This is a genomic window from Buttiauxella izardii, assembly GCF_003601925.1.
Lineage (GTDB): Bacteria > Pseudomonadota > Gammaproteobacteria > Enterobacterales > Enterobacteriaceae > Buttiauxella > Buttiauxella izardii.
In genome coordinates this window covers 1-15,680 of sequence record NZ_QZWH01000050.1, presented here as the reverse complement: position 1 = coordinate 15,680, position 15,680 = coordinate 1, and the positions used below count along the sequence as shown (strand labels likewise).

The 15,680-nt window shown below is 53.5% G+C and carries 13 protein-coding genes; 9 read left to right on the top strand and 4 right to left on the bottom strand.

Annotated features, from left to right (window positions below; genetic code table 11):
- Positions 1-131: 131 nt before the first annotated feature.
- Positions 132-1,148, top strand: coding sequence for a LacI family DNA-binding transcriptional regulator (locus tag D6029_RS18870; RefSeq protein WP_120066255.1), 1,017 nt, complete (start codon positions 132-134; stop codon positions 1,146-1,148).
- 65 nt (positions 1,149-1,213) lie between these two features.
- Here D6029_RS18870 and D6029_RS18865 read toward each other — a convergent pair whose 3' ends face one another.
- Positions 1,214-2,245, bottom strand: coding sequence for an NADP-dependent oxidoreductase (locus tag D6029_RS18865; RefSeq protein ID WP_120066254.1), 1,032 nt, complete (start codon positions 2,243-2,245; stop codon positions 1,214-1,216).
- A gap of 106 nt (positions 2,246-2,351) precedes the next feature.
- Positions 2,352-3,872 carry a methyl-accepting chemotaxis protein gene (locus tag D6029_RS18860; protein ID WP_120066253.1) on the bottom strand — a complete coding sequence of 507 codons (1,521 nt, stop codon included), beginning with the start codon at positions 3,870-3,872 and terminating at the stop codon, positions 2,352-2,354.
- A gap of 293 nt (positions 3,873-4,165) precedes the next feature.
- Here D6029_RS18860 and proP point away from each other — a divergent pair, with 293 nt between their 5' ends.
- The 7 genes from proP to ygjG all read left to right on the top strand — a co-directional run bounded on the left by proP (position 4,166) and on the right by ygjG (position 12,629).
- Positions 4,166-5,671 (top strand): glycine betaine/L-proline transporter ProP, encoded by a 1,506-nt coding sequence (gene proP / locus D6029_RS18855; protein ID WP_120066252.1) that lies wholly within the window; start codon positions 4,166-4,168, stop codon positions 5,669-5,671.
- 203 nt (positions 5,672-5,874) lie between these two features.
- Positions 5,875-7,443 carry an ABC transporter substrate-binding protein gene (locus D6029_RS18850; protein WP_120066251.1) on the top strand — a complete coding sequence of 523 codons (1,569 nt, stop codon included), beginning with the start codon at positions 5,875-5,877 and terminating at the stop codon, positions 7,441-7,443.
- 137 nt (positions 7,444-7,580) lie between these two features.
- On the top strand, positions 7,581-8,609 hold the full coding sequence (locus D6029_RS18845; RefSeq protein WP_120066250.1) for an ABC transporter permease: 1,029 nt from the start codon (positions 7,581-7,583) through the stop codon (positions 8,607-8,609).
- Positions 8,609-9,442 carry an ABC transporter permease gene (locus D6029_RS18840; protein ID WP_120066249.1) on the top strand — a complete coding sequence of 278 codons (834 nt, stop codon included), beginning with the start codon at positions 8,609-8,611 and terminating at the stop codon, positions 9,440-9,442. The genes D6029_RS18845 and D6029_RS18840 overlap by 1 nt, the downstream gene beginning before the upstream one ends.
- Complete coding sequence (locus tag D6029_RS18835; protein WP_120066248.1) at positions 9,435-10,271, top strand: ABC transporter ATP-binding protein; 837 nt, start codon at positions 9,435-9,437, stop codon at positions 10,269-10,271. The genes D6029_RS18840 and D6029_RS18835 overlap by 8 nt, the downstream gene beginning before the upstream one ends.
- Positions 10,258-10,980, top strand: a complete 723-nt coding sequence (locus D6029_RS18830) for an ABC transporter ATP-binding protein (RefSeq protein ID WP_120066247.1) — start codon at positions 10,258-10,260, stop codon at positions 10,978-10,980. The genes D6029_RS18835 and D6029_RS18830 overlap by 14 nt, the downstream gene beginning before the upstream one ends.
- A gap of 254 nt (positions 10,981-11,234) precedes the next feature.
- Positions 11,235-12,629 carry a putrescine aminotransferase gene (gene ygjG, locus D6029_RS18825; RefSeq protein ID WP_208642698.1) on the top strand — a complete coding sequence of 465 codons (1,395 nt, stop codon included), beginning with the start codon at positions 11,235-11,237 and terminating at the stop codon, positions 12,627-12,629.
- A 58-nt stretch (positions 12,630-12,687) separates the two neighbouring features.
- On the opposite strand, the gene lsrG is transcribed toward ygjG, so the two are convergent.
- Together lsrG and lsrF are read right to left on the bottom strand one after the other, a co-directional pair.
- Positions 12,688-12,978: a (4S)-4-hydroxy-5-phosphonooxypentane-2,3-dione isomerase gene (gene lsrG, locus D6029_RS18820; RefSeq protein WP_120066246.1), complete on the bottom strand. Its 291-nt coding sequence runs from the start codon at positions 12,976-12,978 to the stop codon at positions 12,688-12,690.
- Positions 12,975-13,865, bottom strand: a complete 891-nt coding sequence (lsrF, locus tag D6029_RS18815; protein ID WP_120066245.1) for a 3-hydroxy-5-phosphonooxypentane-2,4-dione thiolase — start codon at positions 13,863-13,865, stop codon at positions 12,975-12,977. Before lsrF ends, lsrG begins: the two co-directional genes overlap by 4 nt.
- Before the next feature lie 229 nt (positions 13,866-14,094).
- Between lsrF and lsrK the strand changes: the two genes are divergently transcribed.
- Positions 14,095-15,680: autoinducer-2 kinase (gene lsrK, locus D6029_RS18810; RefSeq protein WP_120066244.1), on the top strand; the 1,586-nt coding region annotated here is incomplete at its 3' end.

Here is a 15,680-nt window from a genome sequence, read left to right as displayed (position 1 = left end):
ATGGAATATTAATTTTGTGATGACGATCGCCATAAACAGCCTATGCACGTCATCAGCACCGCTTTCAGAGCAGTATTTTGTCGCGGCGGAATGTGTAAAATGGGCGCATTCAAAAAAGCCAGGAAGTTTTCATGTCGACAATGCTAGAAGTGGCAAAAAAAGCCGGTGTCTCAAAAGCCACCGTTTCACGCGTATTATCCGGCAAGGGATACGTGAGCGAAGCCACCAAAGAGCAGGTCTATAAAGCCATTGAAGAGGCGGGATACCGGCCCAATTTGCTGGCGCGAAATCTGGCAACCAATAAATCAGAATGTATTGGTCTGGTGGTGACTAACACGCTTTATCACGGCAGCTATTTCAGCGAAATATTGTCTCAGGCGGCGAAGAAATTAGAAGACAACGGTCGCCAGCTAATTCTGGTGGACGGTAAACACAGCGCACAAGAAGAACGGGAAGCGATTCAATTTCTGCTCGATTTACGCTGTGATGCGGTCATTATTTATCCGCGTTTTTTATCCATTGATGAAATGGACGACATTATCGATCAACACAAACAGCCTATTATGGTGGTGAACCGAAAATTAAGAAAACACCAAAGCCACTGTATTTGTTGTGATCACAAAGGTTCCAGCTTCCTTGCGACAAAACATCTCATCGAGCGCGGTCATCGTGAGATTGCGTTTATTACCGGTTCGATGGATTCCCCCACCGCCATTGATCGTTTATCCGGCTATAAAGAAGCGTTAAATCAATACAATATCAGCGTGAATGAAAGCCTGATTGTGCAAGGGAAATGGACACCAGCCAGCGGCGTGGCAGCAGTAGAAACGTTGCTTTCGCGCCAACAAAAGGTCAGTGCGATTGTCGCCAGTAATGATGAAATGGCAGTCGGTGCAATGAAAAAATTAAACGAAATGGGTATTTCGGTTCCGGGTGAAATATCCATTATCGGCTTCGATAATATTCCAACCGCCCCTTATCTTTCTCCGGCATTATCGAGCGTTAAAGATCCGGTTAGCGAAATGATCAGCGAAGTGATCACCCGTTTAATTTCGATGTTAGACGGCGGGTATTTATCCAAAGAGAATATATTTACCTCGGATTTATTAGTCAGAAATTCGGTAATAGATGGGCCATATATAAAGTAAAAAATTGTCGGATGACTACCATGGCTTTCCGAAGTTTGGATAAGCGCAGCGTCATCCGACGAGTTTTATTCAGCCACTTTCACAATCACTTTGCCAAAATTCTTGCCGCTCAATAAACCCTGGAATGCTTCAACGCTATTCTCAAGGCCATCAACAATATCCTCACGGAACTGGATTTTGCCTTCCGCCAGCCATTGGCTCATCTGCTTAAAGAATTCAGGATAATGGTCGTTATAATCCTGGGAGATAATAAAGCCCTGAACGCGCAGGCGTTTTTTCAGGATGGTGCCCATTAACAGCGGCAAACGATCCTGCTCAAACGCGCTATTCGCGCCGTTGTACTGGCTGATGACGCCGCACACCGGAACTCGCGCTTTGGTGTTGAGCAACGGCAGAACCGCATCAAACACCGCACCGCCGACGTTTTCAAAATAAACATCAATGCCTTTGTCGCAGGCCTTTTTCAGTTGTTCTGCGAAATCCGGTGCCTTGTGATCAATACAGGCGTCGAATTTCAGCGTTTCAGTGACGTAACGGCATTTATCCGCACCGCCTGCGATCCCCACCACTTTGGCTCCGCGCAGTTTCGCCACTTGCCCGACAACCGAACCAACCGCACCGCTGGCTGCGGCTACGACCACGGTTTCACCCGCTTGCGGATTACCGATATCGGTCAGGCCCATATAGCCGGTAAAACCAGGCATGCCGAGCAACCCGAGCGCATACGAAGGATGTTGCATATTCGGGTCAAGTTTCTGTAAACCCTCGCCATTGGACAACGCAAAATCCTGCCAGCCGGTATACGCCAGCACCAGGTCGCCCGCTTTATAATCCGCATGTTCGGACTTTTCGACCCGGCAAACAGTACCGGCACCGAGCACATCGCCGATGGCGAGCGGCGGCGTATACGATTCCACATCGTCCATGCGCCCGCGCATATACGGGTCGAGGGATAAATAGAGCGTGCGCAGCAGCAATTCGCCTGCTGCGGGTTGCGGGACTGGCGCTTCTTCGAGACGGATATCTTGATTCGTCGGCATGCCCTGCGGGCGTTGCGCCAGTACAAAGCGGCGGTTAGTTTGGGACGACTGCGTCATAATTCTCTCCATAGATTTGGGTCATGAATGAACGGTCAATCTGTCCCAGACTAGCTAAAAAAAACCGCCGCAGGGGTAAAAACGTGCGGTTATCGGTTTTTTACCTCTAATGCAAAACCGTCACTGCATCTTCGAGACGCGTCGCCCGGTGCTTCACCATCGCAGAGACTTCTGCACTTTCTTCCACCAGCGCCGCATTTTTCTGCGTGATAGCGTCCAGTTCTGCGACCGCGCGCGTTAAATCAGAAAGCCCTTCCGCCTGCTCGGAAGTGGCCTGGCTAATTTGCCCCAGCAGCTGCGTAACGTTTCGCACCTGCTCAACGATGTCATTCATGGTGCGCCCGGCAGCATGAACCTGAACGGTGCCGGACTGCACTTTACTGGCGCTGGCATCAATCAGTTTGCGGATATCGTTTGCCGCCGTGGCACTGCGTTGCGCCAGGTTACGCACTTCACCGGCAACCACGGCGAAACCTTTGCCTTGTTCTCCGGCGCGTGCCGCCTCTACCGCCGCGTTAAGTGCCAGGATATTGGTCTGGAAGGCAATGTCGTTGATTAGGCTGGTAATGGAGCCGATACGCTGCGTGCTGTCGGCGATATCGTCCATCGTCGTGACCACGGTTTCCATCGCCTTTCCGCCGTGGGCTGCGGCCTGGCTCGCAGAACTCGACAGTTTATCTGCGGCGGCGGCTGTTTCTGAGTTGGTCTGCACAGATACCGCCATCTGGCTCATGGTGGTGACAGTTTGCTGCACATTCACCACGGATTGGCGCGTGCGTTCGTTTAATTCCACATTGCCCTGCGCCAGCGTTTCACTGCCGCTGCGCACGTTTTCAACCTGATGGCTGACATCATGAATCAGCCAGCGGCACATCAATCCAAGCTGGCCGATGGCGCGTAACGTGATACCGATTTCATCGGTTCGCGCCAGGTGCTGCACGCTTTGCTGGTTTCCAGTCGCCACTTCCAGCGCCTGGCGAGCGACATTTTCCAGCGGGTGCGCAATTTGCCATTCAAGGAGCAAGCAAGCCACCACACTCGCCAGCGCGCTAATCAGCACCGGCAGCGCCCCCAAGCCTAACGATAAAGAAGCGGCCATCATCAGCAAAAAAACGCTGCTTATTATTAAGCGAATGCGCCAGCGTAACGGCATCGCAGGGATTTTCCCCAGCCCGCTTTTACCGACCACCAGCCCCTTAAACAGACGTCGCTTGCAACGCCCTTCTCTCAGCGCCTTGTAGAGCGGCTCGGCGGCGGCAATTTCTTCGGGCTTCGCTTTGGTGCGAATCGACATGTATCCGGTTGTTTTCCCGTTGCGCACCACCGGAACAACGTTGGCACGCACCCAATAATAATCACCATTCTTGCGTCGGTTTTTGACAATACCGGTCCACGGCTCGCCCTTTTTCAGCGTGAACCACATATCCGCAAAAGCAGCTTTGGGCATATCAGGGTGGCGCACCAAATTGTGCGGCTGACCCGTGAGTTCGTGAAGCGGGTAACCGCTCACTTCCACGAACGCATCGTTGGCGTGGGTGATGATGCTGTTCAAATCGGTAGTCGACATCAATGTCGTGTCGTCATCAAGCAGGTATTCATGCTGTGTTGCAGCCGTGCGCGCAGTCATAGCAACTCCCTTGGCAGGTTATCCAATTGTTAATATTTTTGGTGGCATTGTTATTTCGGCGCTGCAAAAATTTCCTTTAGCGGGTAAACTTGACGGCGATCACACTTTTTTAACTAAGCCATATTTTTTATAATGATTTTGGATGGGGAGCACATTTCCTATTAATTTCATGAAGTTATTAATGAAAATGTCATAGTGACGCTAAGTGCTGGAGTTTTGACCTTCAATTTGCAATCGGCACACTACACTTAGTATGGGGACGTTTTAGCCCCGTAAGGAAAAAGAGGATAATAATGTTAAAAAGGAAAAAGAAAGTCAGACCTATTAAGGTCAGTGACGTCACCATCATTGACGATAGTCGTCTGAAAAAGGCGATTACCGCCGCATCGCTTGGCAATGCGATGGAATGGTTTGATTTCGGCGTATACGGCTTTGTTGCCTACGCCCTCGGTAAGGTTTTCTTCCCGGATGCCAGCCCAAGCGTGCAGATGATTGCCGCGCTCGGTACCTTCTCAGTTCCCTTCCTGATTCGCCCGTTAGGTGGCCTGTTCTTCGGCATGCTCGGCGATAAGTATGGGCGTCAGAAGATCCTGTCTATCACCATCATCATTATGTCATTGAGTACCTTCTGTATTGGCCTGATTCCGTCGTACGCGACTATCGGTATCTGGGCGCCAATCCTGTTGTTACTTGCGAAAATGGCGCAAGGGTTCTCAGTGGGTGGTGAATATACCGGGGCTTCCATCTTCGTTGCGGAATACTCGCCAGACCGTAAACGCGGCTTTATGGGCAGTTGGTTGGACTTCGGTTCGATTGCCGGTTTTGTCTGCGGCGCGGGCGTGGTTGTGTTGATTACCGCGATTGTTGGTGAGGCTAACTTCCTCGAATGGGGCTGGCGTTTGCCGTTCTTCCTGGCGTTACCATTAGGGATTATAGGCTTGTATCTGCGTCATGCGCTGGAAGAAACTCCGGCGTTCCAGCAGCACATTGATAAGCTCGAGCAGGGCGATAAAGAAGGCCTGGCCGATGGGCCAAAAGTCTCCTTTAAAGAGATCGCGACCAAACACTGGCGCAGCCTGTTGACCTGTGTCGGTATCGTGATTTCGACCAACGTCACCTACTACATGTTGCTCACATATATGCCGAGCTACCTGTCGCACAACCTGCATTATTCCGAAGAACATGGCGTGCTGATCATTATCGCCATCATGATTGGGATGCTGTTTGTGCAGCCGGTGATTGGCTTGTTGAGTGACCGTTATGGCCGCCGTCCGTTTATTCTCGGCGGTAGCATCGCGTTACTGCTGCTGGCGATTCCGGCGTTCATCCTGATCAACAGTAATGTGCTGGGGCTGATTTTTGCCGGGCTGCTGATTCTGGCTGTGATCCTGAACTCCTTCACCGGGGTGATGGCGTCCACGCTGCCTGCGATGTTCCCGACGCATATTCGTTATAGCGCGCTGGCGAGTGCTTTTAATATTTCGGTGCTGGTCGCCGGTGTGACGCCAACCGTAGCAGCATGGTTGGTGGAATCCACCGAAAACCTGATGATGCCAGCGTATTATCTGATGGTGGTGGCGGCAATCGGTCTGATTACCGGCCTGACCATGAAAGAGACGGCGAATAAACCGCTGAAAGGCGCTACGCCTGCGGCGTCTGACATTGCCGAAGCGCGAGAAATCGTTCAGGAACACCACGATAACATCGAGCAGAAAATCGAAGATATCGACCGTGAAATTGAAGAATTACAGGCGAAGCGTACCAACCTGGTGCACCAGCACCCACGCATCAACGAGTAATGTCTGTTAGCTGCAAAAACGCCGGGTGAGTGCCCGGCGTTTTCATTTCTGTATTCCCCCTCATTCCTGGAGGGAATGGGATATACCTTATGTTTATAAGCAAAGTATTTTTTGGACTTTGTGAATAGTCATAACTCACCTAACGTAAGTCGCTCAGAGAATAACAACTCATATAAATTTCCTTCATTTACGCAGGGTGCCACATGCAAAGAAAATTACTGCCGTTACTGCTGCTGTCTGCTATTTCCGCCAGCAGCTTTGCCGCTACACCGCCAAATACTTTAATTGTTGCCCAGGGGCTGGATGATATCGTCAGCCTTGATCCTGCTGAAGCGAACGAGCTTTCCAGTATTCAAACCGTGCCAAGCCTGTATCAGCGGCTAGTTCAGGCCGACCGTGATGACCCGGCGAAAGTGGTCGCGGTACTGGCTGAAAGCTGGCAGGGCGATGCGGCCAATAAGAAACTGACGATTAAACTGCGTCCGGATGCCAAATTCTCATCGGGCAACCCACTGCGCCCGGAAGACGTCATCTTCTCTTACACCCGTGCGGTGACGCTCAATAAATCCCCGGCGTTTATTCTCAACGTGCTTGGCTGGCAGCCCGAAAACATCACCAGCCAGTTGAAAAAGGTCGACGACCACACGCTGGAATTGCACTGGACGGCAGATGTCAGCCCGGCAGTAGCACTGAATATTCTCTCCACGCCGATTGCTTCTATCGTCGATGAAAAAGCGGTTTCACCCAATGCCAAAGCCGGTGATTTCGGTAACGAATGGCTGAAGATGCATTCGGCAGGCAGCGGCCCGTTCAAAATGCGTGTGTACCAGCCGCACCAGGCGATTGTGTTGGACGCGAACCCAACATCCCCTGGCGACGCTCCGAAAGTTAAAAACATCATTATCAAAAACGTGCCCGATCCTGCCGCTCGCCGCCTGCTGATACAGCAAGGCGACGCCGATATTGCGCGTGATTTGGGTGCGGATCAGACCAGCGCGCTGGAAGGCAAACCGGGCGTGAAAGTGTTGAGCATCCCTTCTGCCGAGCAGAATTACATGGTGTTCAACGCAGGTAATAGCGCGAATCCACTGCTGAAAAATCCGGCACTTTGGGAAGCCGCTCGCTACCTGGTAGATTACGAAGGCATCACCAAAGACCTGCTGAAAGGCCAGTATTTTATCCACCAGAGCTTCCTGCCGGTCGGTTTTGCGGGTGCGCTGGACAACAATCCATTCAAATTTGACCCAGCCAAAGCGAAAGAAATTCTCGCCAAAGCGGGAATCAAAGACGCGCACTTTACGCTGGATGTCGAAAACAAACCGCCATTTATCACCATCGCACAATCAATGCAGGCGAGCTTCGCTCAGGGCGGCGTGAAGATTGATCTTCTGCCAGCCGCGGGTAGCCAGGTGTACGCACGCGTCCGTGCGAAACAGCACCAGGCAGCGATTCGTCTGTGGATCCCGGATTACTTTGATGCGCACTCCAATGCCAGCGCCTTTGCCTATAACGACGGTAAAGCGAGTACCGTTGCAGGCTTAAACGGCTGGCAGATTCCTGAGTTGAATAAGCAAACGCTGGCGGCGGTTGCCGAAGCTGACCCGGCGAAACGCCTGGATCTGTATAAGAAAATCCAGGAAGAAGTTCAGCACAATTCACCGTATGTATTTGTCGATCAGGGTAAAACTCAGATTGTGGTGCGTGAAAATGTGAAGGGTTATCAGCAGGGTTTGAATGCGGATATGGTGTATTACGATCGCGTGAGTAAATAAGTACTGGACGCCCTCACCCTAACCCTCTCCCCCAGGAGAGGGGACTTACGGTTTTCTCCTTCGCCAACGGAAAGGGGACTTACGGTTTTAGGTCGGGATGAGGGCGGCTTTCTCGAACACCAGCATAAGAGTTACCCATGACTGACGTCTCATTTCGCCGCCCCTTGCTCACCCTCGCCCAAGGGCTATTTACCCTGGCGCTCACACTTGTCGGCCTGCTGCTCATCACCTTTGCCCTTTCGGCACTTTCGCCCGTCGACCGCGTGCTACAAATCGTCGGCGATCACGCAAGCCAGGCCACTTACGATCAAGTCCACCACCAACTCGGTCTGGATAAACCGCTTCCGGTTCAGTTCTGGCATTACCTGACCCAACTCGCGCACGGAGATTTAGGTACCGCCAGTGCCACAGGCCAACCCGTGTTGCACGATTTACTCGCCGCCTTCCCGGCAACACTGGAACTCGCTACCCTCGCGCTGATCATTGGCAGCATTTTAGGCGTGATGTTTGGCGTGCTTTGCGCCCGTTTCGTTGGCTCACCGTGGGATTTAGCGGTGCGCACCTTCACACTGTTGGGTAACTCCGTTCCCATCTTCTGGCTGGGTCTGCTGATGCTGGCGCTGTTTTACGCGCGCCTGCAATGGAGCGCCGGGCCGGGTCGCCTTGATGATATTTACCAGTACAGCGTCGAAGCCAAAACCGGTTTTGTGCTGATAGATACCTGGTTATCCGGCGACCGAGACGCGTTTATGAACGCCATCAACCACCTGACTTTACCGGTGTTACTGCTGGCCTATTACTCGCTGGCGAGCATTACACGCCTCACGCGCACCGCCTGCCTGAGCGAAATGAACAAAGAGTACATTACGCTTGCCCGCGCCAAAGGGGCTGGCGATATGACGATTCTGATGCGCCACGTCCTGCCCAACATTCGCGGCACGCTGTTTACGGTTATCGCGCTGGCTTACACCGGCATGCTCGAAGGCGCGGTACTGACCGAAACCGTGTTTTCCTGGCCGGGCATCGGGCGTTACCTGACAACCGCGCTGTTCGCCGGAGACACCACCGCCATTATGGGCGGCACGCTGCTGATTGGCGTGTCGTTTGTCATTATCAATAATCTGACTGACGTGCTGGTGCGTGTCACCGATCCGAGGGTGCACTGATGCCGTCTTACCTGTTTTTACGCCGTACATTGCGCTCCCCTGCGGCGCTTTGCGGCTTAGTTATTATCACACTGCTGGTGCTGATTGCGGTTTTCGCCCCGCTGATTGCGCCGTTTGATCCGAACTGGCAAGACGCCGCCGCCCGCCTGCAAGCACCAAATGCTCATCACTGGCTGGGCACCGACAGCTATGGGCGCGACCTGCTTTCGCGCCTGGTTTATGGCGCTCGCCCGGCGGTCGGTCTGGTGTTGCTGGTGACAGTGATCACCCTCCCCGTTGGCCTGCTAATCGGCATTCTTTCTGGTTATTACGGCGGCTGGCTCGAACGTGTATTAATGCGTTTTACCGATGTGGTGATGTCGATGCCGCGCCTGATTCTGGCGTTCGCTTTTGTGGCGATGCTTGGCCCTGGGCTGGTGAATGGCGCCCTGGCATTAGCGCTCACAACGTGGCCTGCATACGCACGCCAGGCACGCAGCGAAATCCAGCGCCTGCGCCACAGCGATTATCTTGCGGCGGCAGAAATGATGGGGATTCGCGGGCAGCGCTTGCTCGTGGGCCATATTCTGCCCCTCTGTTTACCGTCGGCGATTGTGCGCCTGGCGCTTGATTTAGCAGGCATTATTCTCGCCGCAGCCGGGCTGGGTTTCTTAGGTTTGGGGGCAAGGCCGCCAATGGCAGAATGGGGTTCTATGATTGCCGATGGAATGCAGGTTATTTTCGACCAGTGGTGGATTGCCGCGATCCCTGGCACCGCCATTTTAATCAGTAGCCTCGCGTTTAACTTGCTGGGCGATGGATTGCGCGACGTGCTGGAGCCGGGACATGACTGAGAATCGCATTGAAGTTCGTGATATGAACATTGATTACCCCGGCGCGCGCGTGGTGAATAATCTCTCGTTTACGCTCGGTAACGAACGGCTGGCGCTGGTGGGTGAATCCGGTTCGGGTAAATCCATGACCGCGCGAGCGCTGATGGGGCTGGTGCGTAAACCGGGTAAAGTCAGCGCCGCTCAGCTTAACGTGCTGGGCAACGATCTGCTGACGATGCACAACCGTGGCTGGCAAAACCTGCGTGGCAACGACATTTCTATGGTGTTGCAAGACCCGCGCTATGCGCTCAATCCGGTGAAAAACGTCGCTCAACAAATTGACGAAGCGCTGCGCCTGCATCAAAAACTCTCCAGTGCACAGCGCCGGGAACGCATCCGTGAAGTGATTAACGCGGTCGGGTTGCAGGAAACCGTGTTGCCGCGCTATCCGGCGGAACTTTCCGGAGGTATGGGGCAACGCGTGATGATTGCTATCGCGCTGGTCAACAACCCAAAAGTGCTGATTGCCGATGAACCGACTTCCGCGCTGGATGCGCGTTTGCGTAACCAGATTCTGGAATTGCTGGTTGAACAATGCGAGCAACGCCAGATGGCGATGTTACTGATAAGCCACGATTTACCGCTGGTGGCTCAACATTGCCAGCGCGTACTGGTGATGTATCAGGGGCAAAAAGTCGATGAAATGGCCGCCGACCGACTCGCTAACGCTACACATCCGTACACCCGCACACTCTGGACATGCCGCCCGAATGCCACGACCTACGGCATGATGCTGCCGACACTCGACCGCAGCCAGAATCTGCAAGGAGATAACCATGGCCCTCGTTGAAGTCAGTCATTTGAGCGTGCAATTTCAGGCAAAAGGCCAGCTTAAAACTGCGGTGCGTGACGCAACTTTCACGATTAATCAGGGTGAAACGTTCAGTTTAATTGGCGCGTCAGGATGTGGGAAATCCACCATCTTACGTGTGCTCGCGGGGTTACAACGCGAGTGGCAAGGCAATGTGAAATTGCTCAATGGTGCGATTAAACCCGGCTCACGTTTTCAGGGCGATTTGCGCCGGAATGTGCAAATGGTGTTTCAGGACCCGTACGCCTCTTTGCATCCGAACCACACGATTTACCGCACGCTTGCCGAGCCGCTGAAAATTCACGGCGAGGCGAATATCACCGAGCGCGTGGAAGAAGCGTTGGTTCAGGTTGGATTGCCCGTCGATGCCATGAAGCGTTATCCGCACCAGCTTTCCGGCGGCCAGCGCCAGCGCGTCGCCATTGCTCGTGCGCTGCTACTGCGTCCTAAAATCCTGCTGCTGGACGAACCCACTTCGGCGCTGGATATGTCGGTACAGGCTGAAATTCTGAATTTGCTCAACCGCCTGAAACAACAGTTTGGCATGACGTACCTGCTCGTTAGCCACGACACTGACGTGATTGCGCATATGTCAGACCGGGCGGCCTATATGGCAGATGGCGTGATTCAACATGAGTTCGACCGCGCCGCTCTCGTCGGCGGAGAGCACCGCATGGATGCCGCTTAAGCGGCATCTTGTCTAAACGCACCACTAAGTAGCATGACGCATGGTTATGGTGCAAAAAAACCACATATCACACAGCAAACTGGCTTCTGACCAGCATTTTTAACCGCAAAACGTGACTCTTTGTGATTAATTATTACGCAATCCCAATTCCCCCAGATCGTTTATCCTGATTTTTGTTAGGGGAAGCGAAGTGGCGTATTCCCTGCAATACTTATTTTGTGTATCGCGTGATACGCCATTCCCAGGAGCACATTTTGAACAGGTTACCGACTAGCGCTTCGGCTCTTGCCTGCACAGCGCACGCTTTGAACATCATCGAAAAGAAGACACTCACCCATGAGGAGATGAAAGCGCTAAACCGCGAGGTTATCGAAAACTTCCAACAGCATGTGAATCCGGGTTTTCTTGAGTATCGCAAATCAGTGACCGCCGGCGGGGATTACGGAGCCGTAGAGTGGCAAGCGAGCAGTCTGAATACGCTTGTCGACACCCAGGGTAAGGAATATTTAGATTGTCTGGGTGGGTTCGGCATTTTTAACGTGGGGCACCGTAATCCAACAGTGGTATCCGCCGTACAGCACCAGCTAGAAAAACAACCCCTGCACAGTCAGGAGCTGCTCGACCCTTTACGGGCGATGCTTGCCAAAACGCTTGCGACACTCACTCCGGGCAAACTCAAATACAGCTTCTTTAGCAACAGCGGGACAGAATCGGTTGAAGCGGCGATTAAACTCGCCAAAGCGTATCAATCTCCGCGTGGGAAATTTACCTTTATCGCCGCCAGCGGCGCGTTCCATGGCAAATCTCTCGGGGCATTGTCCGCAACAGCAAAAGCGGCTTTCCGTAAGCCGTTTATGCCGCTCCTTCCGGGCTTCAGGCACGTTCCGTTTGGCAATATCGATGCGATGCGCACGATGTTAAGTGAATGCCGTAAAACCGGTGATGATGTCGCAGCCGTGATCCTTGAACCTATTCAGGGTGAAGGCGGCGTGATTATCCCACCAGCCGGGTATTTGCCTGCGGTGCGTAAGCTTTGCGACGAATTTGGCGCACTGCTGATTTTCGACGAAGTGCAAACCGGTATGGGACGTACGGGCAAAATGTTCGCCTGCGAACACGAAAACGTACAGCCTGATATTTTATGCCTCGCCAAAGCCCTCGGCGGTGGCGTAATGCCGATTGGCGCAACCGTTGCCACAGAAGAAGTGTTCTCTGTGCTGTTTGATAATCCTTTCCTGCACACCACCACCTTTGGCGGTAATCCGCTGGCCTGTGCGGCAGCGCTTGCCACCATCCATGTTCTGCTCGAGCAAAATCTTCCTGCTCAGGCGCAACAAAAAGGGCAACTTTTGGTGGATGGATTCCAGGCACTGAAACGCGAGTTCCCGGAGCTGGTTGTGGATGCGCGTGGACAAGGTTTGTTGATTGCCATCGAGTTTAGCGACAACGAAATTGGCTATAACTTTGCCAGTGAAATGTTCCGCCAGCAGGTGCTGGTCGCCGGGACGCTCAATAATGCGAAGACCATTCGCATTGAGCCACCGCTGACGATCACGATTGAGCAGTGTGAACATGTGTTGAGTTGTGCGCGGAAGGCGCTTCAGGGTCTGAGCGTAAAGCAGCGTGAAATGATAGAAGTTGAAGAGTGACTGATTATTCACCCTCCCCCTGGCCTTAAAAGAAGGCAGGGGTGAGGGCTGAACAATGCTAAGGCAACAACCCCACAAAACTGCGTTTCTTACGCGGCTCCGACATCATCCCTTCGAGCTTATCGACACACGCTAAGTAATGCGGCGTTTGCTTGTGCGCCAGCACCGCCTCGTCGTTTTGATACGCTTCGTAGATGAAAAATCGCGTGGCCACATCCGGGTCTTGCAACACATCAAAACGCAGATTTCCCGGCTCCTTAATCGATCCTTCGTGATTGGCGCGGAACACGTGCATAAACTCGTCCACGCGCTCCGGTTTGATATTAATTTCCACCAGCGTCACGTTCATGCTGTGCCTCCATGATGTTTTTCATCCAGCCAGAATTGATAGGCCTCGCGGGCGGGAACATTTTCATGCACCACCTTTTTCACCGCTTTTAACATGGCGAGCGGCGCGTCAGACTGGAAGATATTGCGCCCCATATCCACGCCCGATGCGCCCTGGTCGATGGCTCTGAAACACATATCCAACGCCTCTTGTTCCGGCAATTTTTTACCTCCGGCGATAACAATCGGCACCGGGCAACTGGCCGCGACTTTCTCGAAACCTTCTTCAACAAAATAGGTTTTCACAAACTGTGCGCCGAGTTCAGCGGCAATGCGGCTGGCGAGGGAGAAATAACGCGCATCCCGCGCCATTTCCTTGCCGACGCCCGTCACGGCAAGCGTAGGAATACCATAGCGCGTGCCTTCGTCCACCAGCTTGATAATGTTGTTGATTGACTGATGTTCGTATTCGCTGCCGATATAAATCTGCGCCGCCACTGCGCAAGCGTTCAGGCGCAGCGCATCTTCCATCGTCACCGCTACACTTTCACGCGACAGTTCGCTAAGAATTGAATTGCCGCCGGATGCGCGTAACACCACCGGTTTATTGGTGGCGGGCGGCACCACGCTGCGCAAAATGCCACGCGTACACATCAGCACATCGGTTTCCGGGAACAGCGGCGCAATCGACAAATCGATACGCTCAAGACCCGTCGTCGGCCCCTGAAAATAGCCGTGGTCAAACGCCAGCATCACGGTGCGCCCGGAGGTCGGGTTGAAAATGCGTGCCAGCCGCGACTGCATTCCCCAGTCCAGCGCCCCGCTGCCCTTCAGGTAAAATGCTTTGTTCTCCTGCGGGCGGCCAATGCCGTACTCTTTGCCTTCGCGGATATCGTCTAGATCTGCCATTTCCCACTCCAGAATTGGATCAAAGAAAGCAATATTCAAAAGCGTAGACGCAGGCTGGGATCTACGACCAGGTAAAGATCACGATCGGTTAAACCCTTTGCATTACAAAATGATCTTTTTGCCGGGCGCTTCACATTTTCTTATCCCGCTCCTTCGAACAGATGGCCTACGTTTTATTAAGGTTACCTATGAGCGATTAACGAGCAACGGATGGCGAAGGGGATAAGCAATGAGTTACTTATTGGCTTTAGACGCTGGAACCGGAAGTATTCGCGCCGTTATCTTTGATACATCAGGCCACCAGATTGCTGTCGGCCTGGCTGAATGGAAGCACTTAAGTGTTGTGGATGTTCCCGGCTCGATGGAGTTTGACCTCACCACCAACTGGCTGCTCGCCTGCCAGTGTATTCGCGAAGCATTGCAAAAAGCGCATTTGCCGCCGGGAGCGATCAGCGCGGTTTCCTGCTGTTCAATGCGCGAAGGGATCGTGCTTTACGATCGCAACGGCGATCCGATCTGGGCATGTGCCAACGTCGATGCCCGCGCCAGCCGCGAAGTATCCGAGTTAAAAGAGATCCACGACTACAAGTTTGAATCCGAGGTTTACCAGGTTTCCGGGCAGACGCTGGCGCTAAGCGCCATGCCACGCCTGCTGTGGCTTGCGCACCATCGGCCAGATATTTACCGCCAGGCGGCAACCGTAACGATGATCAGCGACTGGCTGGCGGCGAAACTCAGCGGTGAGCTGGCGGTTGATCCTTCCAACGCGGGAACCACCGGCATGTTGGATCTGGCAACGCGCGACTGGCAGCCTGCATTAATGGATATGGCGGGTTTGCGCGCCGATATCCTCTCTCCGGTAAAAGAAACGGGCACCGTGCTGGGGGGCGTAACGCCCGATGCGGCGCAGCAAAGTGGCTTGCTGGCGGGAACGCCGGTCGTAATGGGCGGTGGCGATGTGCAACTAGGCTGCGTCGGGCTTGGTGTGGTGCGCGCCGGGCAAGCAGCGGTTCTGGGCGGCACGTTCTGGCAGCAGGTGGTGAATCTGCCCGCCATTAAAACCGACCCGGATATGAACATTCGCATTAACCCTCACGTTATCAGCAATATGGTGCAGGCGGAGTCGATTAGCTTCTTCACCGGCCTGACGATGCGCTGGTTCCGCGATGCCTTCTGCGCTGAAGAAAAGTTGCTGGCTGAAAGGTTGGGCATTGATACCTATGCGTTGCTCGAGGATATGGCCGCACGAGTGCCTGCTGGCTCTCACGGCGTGATGCCGATTTTCTCGGATGCGATGCATTTTAAACAGTGGTATCACGCTGCGCCGTCGTTTATTAACCTCTCCATTGACCCGGAAAAATGCAACAAAGCCACGCTTTTCAGGGCGCTTGAAGAGAATGCAGCGATTGTCTCGGCGTGTAATCTCGAGCAGATTTCGGGTTTCTCGGGCATTGAGTTTCAGTCACTGGTGTTTGCTGGCGGCGGTTCAAAAGGCGCGTTGTGGAGCCAAATACTGAGTGACGTAACCGGTTTGCCGGTGCGGGTGCCGGTGGTTAAAGAAGCGACGGCACTCGGTTGTGCGATTGCGGCAGGCGTCGGTGCCGGGATTTTTAATAATCTGGCAGATGCAGGTGAGCGGCTGGTGCAATGGCAGCGGGAATTTACGCCTAATCAGGAACATCGGGCGTTATACGACGAGATGAAGCGCAAGTGGTTAAAAGTGTATGCCGATCAGCTGACGTTGGTGGATAGCGGTTTGACGACGTCGATGTGGCAGGCTCCGGGGTTGGTGATGCCACCCTCACCCCGCCCCTC